Origin of the sequence: Collimonas fungivorans (assembly GCF_028292705.1) — a bacterium.
Taxonomy (GTDB): domain Bacteria; phylum Pseudomonadota; class Gammaproteobacteria; order Burkholderiales; family Burkholderiaceae_D; genus Collimonas; species Collimonas fungivorans_B.
In genome coordinates, this window is record NZ_JAQGLV010000296.1 from 1 (window position 1) to 7,325 (window position 7,325).

Here is a 7,325-nt window from a genome sequence, read left to right on the forward strand (position 1 = left end):
AGCCGACGTGATCGGGCGAGCTGAACAGCTGGAATTTTTGCTGTATGCCGGCAGCCGGATTCTTGGCCATGATGGTGGCGCCGACATCGTTGCCGACTACCATCAGCTGCGTCTGGCCCGACAGGAAAGCCGAGATGGCGCCGTTGGCGTCGTCGAAGCGTTTGACCGTGGCGCCGGCCGGCGCTACCTTGGAAATGCTCAAGTCTTCCAGCGTGCCGCGGGCTACGGAGATGGTCTTGCCGGCCAGGTCGGCGTTGTTCTTGATGGCCAGTTTAGGACCGCCGAAGACCGCCAGGTAGTAAGGCGCGTAGGCATCGGAAAAATCGATGACCTTGGCGCGCTCCGGCGTTTGTCCCACCGACAGCAGCAGGTCCACTTTGCCGCCGGCAAGGTAAGCCATGCGGTTATCGCCGGTGACTTGAACCAGTTCCACCTTGGTCTTCAATGCCTTGCCGATCAGTTCGGCCATGTCGATGTCGTAACCGAGCGGCTGCATGTCGGGACCGATCGAGCCGAACGGCGGATAGTCCATGAAGACGCCGATCCTGACCTTGCCGTTTTTTGCGATGGTGTCGATGGCGTCTGCCTGGCTGGGAGCGGCATGCAGCATGCCGGCAGCGAGCAGCATGGCAGCGCCCAGCTGGCACAGGCGGCGATTCAGGAAGGCTGGCAATATGTTCATGGATTTTTCCCTGTCAGTAAATTGATGCATCGCTTGATGGCATTCTTTATCAGGCAGCCAACCGGCCCGGACTGGCGTCGATCAGCTTGCAGGCATGCGGCGGCAGTGTCGCCAGCACCGGACTGCCGATTGCCAGCCCCGGTACTTCGCGCGGACTGGTCGCTACGGTCAGCGTAAAGCCGGCGCAATCTATGGTGGCTTCCAGAGAAGAACCGACGTCGCGGATAAAGCTGACCTGGCCCGGTATGCAATTGTTGTGGATGCTGGCGTGCAGATCCTGGTGCGCCTGCGCTTCGCTGATTTTCAGGCAAACGTCTTCCGGTCGGATCAGCAGGCGGATATCCTGGCCGGCGCTGGCTTTGCGGGCGCCGCCGATGTCGATCAGCTGGCCGCCGGCCAGCCGCACGCGTTGTTCGCCGTTCGGCACTGCTGGCAGGATGTTGCCGAGGCCGATGAAATCGGCGACAAATTCGTTGACCGGGTCCCGGTACACTTCCAGCGGCGAGCCGACCTGGGCGATCTGGCCTTGTTCCATCACCACAATCACGTCGGCCATGGTCATCGCTTCACGCTGGTCGTGGGTGACCATGATGGTGGTGATGCCGAGGCGTTGCTGCAGCAGGCGGATTTCGACCTGCATGGCTTCGCGCAGCTTGGCGTCGAGTGCGGACAACGGTTCGTCCAATAACAACAGCTTGGGCGCGGACGCCAGGGCCCGGGCAATCGCGACACGTTGCCGCTGGCCGCCGGACAGCTGCGCTACCGGCCTATCGGCCATGTGCGGCAGCTGGATCAATTGCAGCAATTCGTCGACCCGCCGCTTCTGGCTTTGTTTGTCGGTTTTGCGCAAGCGCAGCGGATAAGCGATGTTGCCGGCCACCGTCATGTGCGGAAACAGCGCCAGCGACTGGAACACCATGCCGAAATCGCGTTCACAGGCCGGTACATGGGTGAGATCCTTGCCGTCCATGCTGAGGCGGCCGCTGGTCGGTGTCTCGAGCCCGGCGATCATGCGCAGCAGCGTGGTTTTGCCACAGCCGGACGGCCCCAGGAAACACACCAGCTTGCCTTCGGGGATGCTCAGGTTGACATGCTTGACGACGTGCACTGCGCCGAAATGCTTGTTGACGTTTTCGATAATTAATTGATTGCTCATGTTGTTCTCGTCAGGTTGGAACGTATTGCTTCGCGATTCGATGAAAGCGCGATCAGAGCGCCACGCCGTCGTCGCCCACCAGTTTCTCCAGCAGCCAGATCAGGCCGAAATCGATCAGGACGATAAACACGGCGAAGGAAAAGACGGTTGGATCGAGCGACGATACGGTGCGGCTGTACAGCCATACCGGCAAGGTCATGGTGTCGACGTCGTACAGGAAAAAAGTCACCGTGAATTCGTTGAAGGAGACGATGAAAGCGAACAGCATCCCGGCCAGGATGCCGGGCCGCATCAGCGGCAGCACCACGTCAAACATGGCGCGCATGGGCCGGGCCCCCATCAGGTAGGCCGCCTCTTCGAATTCGGGACCGATGCCGGCGATCGATGCCGCACAATTCTTGACCGCGAACGGCAAAGCAAGGATCACATGGGCGATCACCAGCCGGAAAATGCCCAGTTCGACCGGGAAATAATTGAACACCAGCAGCAGCGAAATGCCCAGCATCACCAGCGGATACACCATCGGCAAGGCGATGAATTGTTCAACCACGGCTTTACCGGGAAAATTGAAACGGTTCAGCGCGTAGGCGGCCGGGATGGCTACGGCGGCGGCGATCAGCATGGTCGCGAACGCCACCATCAGGCTGGTGCCGAGCGCTTGTCCCATCGACAGGACGTCGCTGGCGTCGGGCGACATGAAAGTGCGCCAGGCTGCGCGATACCATTGCAAGCCGTAGCTGGGCGGCGGAAACGCCAGGGTGTCGGATGCGCCGAACGACATGATGATCATGGTGATGATCGGCATTGCCGCCAGGATCAGCACCACGGCGGCCAGCACGCCGGTCAGCCGTGTCAGCTGGCCGGGCAGGGCGCGCCGCAGGAAAGGGATGGCGAACGGAGTCATTGTGCGCCTCCCAGCATTCTTTGTGAGCGCTGCACCAGTTTTTGCGACAGCGCCATCACCGCCAGGGTCGCCAGCATCAGGACCACGCTGGTGGCGGATGCTGCCGGCCAGTTGAGCAAGGGCGTAATCTGGTCGCGCACCAGCACCGCCAGCATCGAAACCCGGCGTCCGCCGAGCAGCAGCGGCACGGCAAAGGCGCTGGCGTTATAGGCGAACACCAGCAGGGCGCCCGACAGGATGCCGGGCATCGCCAGCGGCAGCAGCACATGGCGCAGGATTTGCCAGCGGCTGGCGCCCATGGTGGCGGCGGCTTCTTCGTAGCTGCCGGAAATCGCTTTCAGGGCGCTGGCCATCGGCAGCGCCGCCAGCGGAAACGCGGTTTGTATCAATCCCAGCAATACGCCGTTTTCACGATACAGCCATTGCACCGGGCGCTGCACGATGCCGAGCGCCAGCAGCGAATTGTTGAGCACGCCGCCAGGGCCGAGGATGATCAGCCAGCCGTAGCTTTGCAACAGCAGGTTCACCAGCAGGGGCAGCAGCACGCCGGTCAGCAGCAGGCGCCGCGCCAGCTTGGACTTGGCGCGCGCCATGGCGATCGCTACCGGGATCGCCAGCAGAACCGCCAGCACCGTGCTCTGGAACGCCAGGCGCAAGGTGAGCCAGAGCGACTTCATGTAGTAAGGGGTCGCCAGGTCGGCGTAACTGCTGAGCGAAACGCTGTGCCATTCATCGCCGTTGCTGCCGACGCTCATGCGGATCACCGCCAGCGCCGCCGCTGCCAGCACCGCCAGGAACAGCAGTACCGGCAACAGCAGCAGCCACGGCCGCGCATTGGAGTTTTGATCGAGCATTGCTTTTACCTTTGCCTGTAACGGTTACGCCGAAAAGATCTCGGTGTAGCGGCGCACCCATTCGCTTTGCACCACGGCCAGCGCCTTGTCGTCGTGGATCTGCGCTTTCTCGGCGATCTGCCTGGCGCTGGGAACGTAACGGCTGCTCTCAGCCGGGATCGACGCCTTGGTGTTCACCGGACCGTTGAGGACGTCGGCGGCCATCTTGCCTTGCACTACAGGATCAAGCGTATGGTTGATGAAGGCGTGGATCAGGTCGAGGTCGCCCGGATGGGATTTTGGAATCACCGTGTACATCAGCTGCGCGGCAAAACCTTCCTTCATGTCATAGGTGACGCCCATCTTGTATTCCGGCTTCTTGATTGCGACCGGGAAGAAGGCGGGTGAGTAGATGCCGCCCAGGTCCAGCGCATTGGTGCGGAACAGCTCGGCCACCTGGTTGGGGTTTTCGCCCAGCATCAGGATGCGGTCCTTGAGCAGCGCCAGCTTCTTGAAGCCGGGATCGATATTCTTTTGCGAGCCGCCGGACAGCTTGGCGGCAATGATGGCAAGGTCGACCGCCTCGACCCAGCTTGGCGGCGGCAGGAAGATGCGGCCGCTGTATTTCTCATCCCACAAAGCCTCGTAGCTGGACGGCGCCGCCTTGAAGGTCGAAGTGTTGTAGATCAGGCCGTTGGTCCACAGCAGGTAACCTACGCCGAAGCCGTTGGCGCCGCTGCGGTGTTGGGGAGCGACGTCTTTCAGGTTCGGCAGGCGCGCCAGGTCCGGCTGCGTCAGCAAGCCGGCATCGGCCAGGCCGGAAGCGCCGACGCCCGCCAGTGTGATCACATCGTATTGCGGCTTGTTGCCGGCTGCCTTCAGCTTGGCCACCATGCCCGAGGTGCCGTCGGCGCGGTCAGCGATCACTTTGGCGCCGGTCTTCTCCGAGAAACTAGCCGCGATATTGCGCAGCGCCGCCAGGCCGGTGTCGTCTGACCAGGTCAGGAAGCGCAGCGTCTTGCCTTTGAAGTTCTGTTCCTGTGCAAAGACGTTCACAAATGGTGCGGATAACGTGGATGCGGCAATCGATGCACCGATCGCCTTCATGACGTTACGTCGTTTGGTATTTGTATTTTGCATGGCTTGCTCCTGCTGTAAGAGTATGGAAACAACTGCTGAATGCCTGCGATCTGCTCAAGCGGCGATACTTTCTGATGCAAGAGATGTGCCAGATGTTGCCGCAAGACATTAGTTTTAATGATGGCTAAGATGCGTAAAACTGATGCCTGCTAAGGTTGGGCGTAATTGCAGAAGAATGTGCTCTGGCAACAGGAAACAAGTTGCTTCCGGCAATGGCGGCAGGTTCTGGGGTAGGGTGCATTTGTCTCGCTCCGGTATTAGGAAATGTATTTTCTTTGTGAAATGTCCCTGTGGGATCTGCTCACTTTTTTATGCTTGCTATTCTTGGCCATTGCCCGGGCCTTCACAAACGAAATATAATCATAGGAGCCATGCATTTTCCTGGTGGCTGGAACCTGGAGATGCTCATGCGCAAATTGCCGCCCTTGAATGCCCTGCAAGTCTTCGAGACTGTCGCGCGCCATCAAAACATTACACATGCCGCCAACCATCTTTGCCTGACCCAGGGCGCGGTCAGCCGGCAGATACTGATCCTGGAAGAGTATTACGGCTTCCCCTTGTTCCAGCGCCATGCGCGCGGCTTGACGCTGACCGAGGAAGGCGAGCTCCTGCTGCCGGCGGTGCGCGAAAGTTTCGCGCGGATCGAAGAGATATCGACCCGGCTGACGCGGCAGCGCACCGACCTGGCATTGAAGGTGCCGACCTGCATCATGCGCTGGATTTATCCCAAGATCATGCTGTTCCAAGCTGCCTATCCGGATATCCAGCTGCAGGTCACGACGGCCTTGCAGCACAATGTCGATTTCCAGCGCGAATCGTTTGACGCCGCTATCGTGTATGGCGCGCCGACCGGCAAAGATACCCACTCCCTTTTATTGTTTACCGAGCAGCTGACGCCGGTATGTTCACCTTCGATGCTCAAGGAGCAGCCGGACCTGAAGCCAGAGCAGCTGGCGCAGCAGACTTTGCTGCATCCGACCAGGGATCACCGCGACTGGGAAATGTGGCTGCGCTTTGCCGGCATCAAAGGCGTGGACGCCGGCAGCGGCCAGAGTTTCGAAACGCTGGATCTGGCGGTGAATGCAGCGGCGCAGGGATTCGGCGTGGCGATAGGGGACTGCATCCTGGCCAGCGATGACCTCGAAATGCGACGGCTGGTGAAACCGTTCGATTGCGTGATGCCGGGCCAAAGCTATTACTTCGTGTATCCGGAAAGCGTCGCCAACCAGCAAAAAATCGCCATCTTCCGCGAATGGATCGCCCAGCACTGCATGGAGCACGCAGCGCCGCTTGCCTGAGCGGCCCTCAGGCCAGAAATAAGTCTCTGTACAAATGCAACTGTGTTGCATTACAATCTCTATATGCAACTTGGTTGCATATGTGCCGAAACGATCAAAGCACGCTAATTGCCGTGTCGCGCCGCATAGCCGATGTCTGCCGTGCCGCCAGATCATCCTTGAATACAGAGACCACTATGAAACAGCTAAAAAAACTCCCCGTCACCGTGCTGTCGGGTTTCCTGGGTGCAGGGAAAACCACCTTGCTGAACCACATCTTGCGCAATCGCGAGGGCAAGCGGGTGGCGGTGATCGTCAACGACATGAGTGAAGTCAACATCGACGCCGAACTGGTCCGCGACGGCGCCGAGGCTGCCGGCGCAGCGTTGTCGCGCACTGAGGAAAAACTGGTGGAGATGTCGAACGGCTGCATTTGCTGCACCTTGCGCGACGACCTGCTGCAGGAAGTGCGGAAGCTGGCGGCGTCGGGGCGCTTCGATTACCTGCTGATCGAATCGACCGGCGTGTCGGAACCGATGCCGATTGCCGCGACCTTTGACTTCGAGGACGAAGAGGGCAACAGCCTGAATCATGTGGCGCGCATCGACACCATGGTGACGGTGGTCGACGCCGCCAACCTGCTGGCCGATTTTTCCAGCAAGGATTTCCTGGCCGATCGCGGCGAGACCGCGGGCGAGGGCGATTACCGGCGGCTGGTGCAGCTGCTGACCGAGCAGATCGAGTTCGCCAACGTGATTGTGGTCAACAAGACTGACCTGATCGACGACGCTCAATTGCAGAACGTGCTGGCCATCATCAAGGCGCTTAATCCGAGTGCGCGCGTGATGCTTGCACAGCATTCGAAGATCCCGCTGGCCGCCATCCTGGATACCGGCTTGTTCGATCTGGAACAGGCGTCGGCCATGCCCGGCTGGGCACGGGAACTGGAAGGACATCATGCGCCTGAGACCGAGGCTTATGGCATCAGCAGCTTTGTGTACCGCACACCGGAACCGTTCCATCCGCGGCGCCTGCATGATTTCCTGGCGGCGCCGCTGCCGGGCGTGATCCGCAGCAAAGGTTATTTCTGGCTGGCCAGCCGCCCGGAATGGGTCGCCAGCATGTCGGGCGCCGGCAGGTTGATGGATAGCGAACCGGTCGGTTTCTGGTGGGCCGCGGTGCCGGCCGAGCGCTGGCCGCAAGACGCGCATACGCGCGCCCAGATCAAGGCCGGCTGGAGCGAACCTTACGGCGACCGGCATCAGGAAATCGTGTTCATCGGACAGGACATGGACCAGGATGAAATCCGCAGGAAGCTGCAAGCCTGCCTGCT

At 60.4% G+C, this 7,325-nt stretch carries 7 protein-coding genes; 2 read left to right on the forward strand and 5 right to left on the reverse strand.

What is annotated here, in order from left to right; translation table 11 throughout:
- The 5 genes from JWQ61_RS16505 to JWQ61_RS16525 all read right to left on the reverse strand — a co-directional run.
- On the reverse strand, positions 1-628 hold a 628-nt coding region (locus JWQ61_RS16505; protein WP_304361491.1), incomplete at its 3' end, for a transporter substrate-binding domain-containing protein.
- A gap of 103 nt (positions 629-731) precedes the next feature.
- On the reverse strand, positions 732-1,838 hold the full coding sequence (locus tag JWQ61_RS16510) for an ABC transporter ATP-binding protein (protein ID WP_304361485.1): 1,107 nt from the start codon (positions 1,836-1,838) through the stop codon (positions 732-734).
- Positions 1,839-1,890: 52 nt separating this feature from the next.
- Positions 1,891-2,742 (reverse strand): ABC transporter permease, encoded by an 852-nt coding sequence (locus JWQ61_RS16515; RefSeq protein ID WP_304361486.1) that lies wholly within the window; start codon positions 2,740-2,742, stop codon positions 1,891-1,893.
- Complete coding sequence (locus tag JWQ61_RS16520) at positions 2,739-3,596, reverse strand: ABC transporter permease (protein WP_304361487.1); 858 nt, start codon at positions 3,594-3,596, stop codon at positions 2,739-2,741. The genes JWQ61_RS16515 and JWQ61_RS16520 overlap by 4 nt, the downstream gene beginning before the upstream one ends.
- Positions 3,597-3,620: 24 nt before the next feature.
- Complete coding sequence (locus JWQ61_RS16525; protein WP_304361488.1) at positions 3,621-4,715, reverse strand: PotD/PotF family extracellular solute-binding protein; 1,095 nt, start codon at positions 4,713-4,715, stop codon at positions 3,621-3,623.
- 407 nt (positions 4,716-5,122) lie between these two features.
- Here JWQ61_RS16525 and JWQ61_RS16530 point away from each other — a divergent pair, with 407 nt between their 5' ends.
- Positions 5,123-6,013: a LysR substrate-binding domain-containing protein gene (locus JWQ61_RS16530; protein WP_304361489.1), complete on the forward strand. Its 891-nt coding sequence runs from the start codon at positions 5,123-5,125 to the stop codon at positions 6,011-6,013.
- A 176-nt stretch (positions 6,014-6,189) separates the two neighbouring features.
- Positions 6,190-7,325, forward strand: a 1,136-nt coding sequence (locus JWQ61_RS16535; protein ID WP_304361490.1) for a GTP-binding protein, incomplete at its 3' end; no start/stop codon positions are given.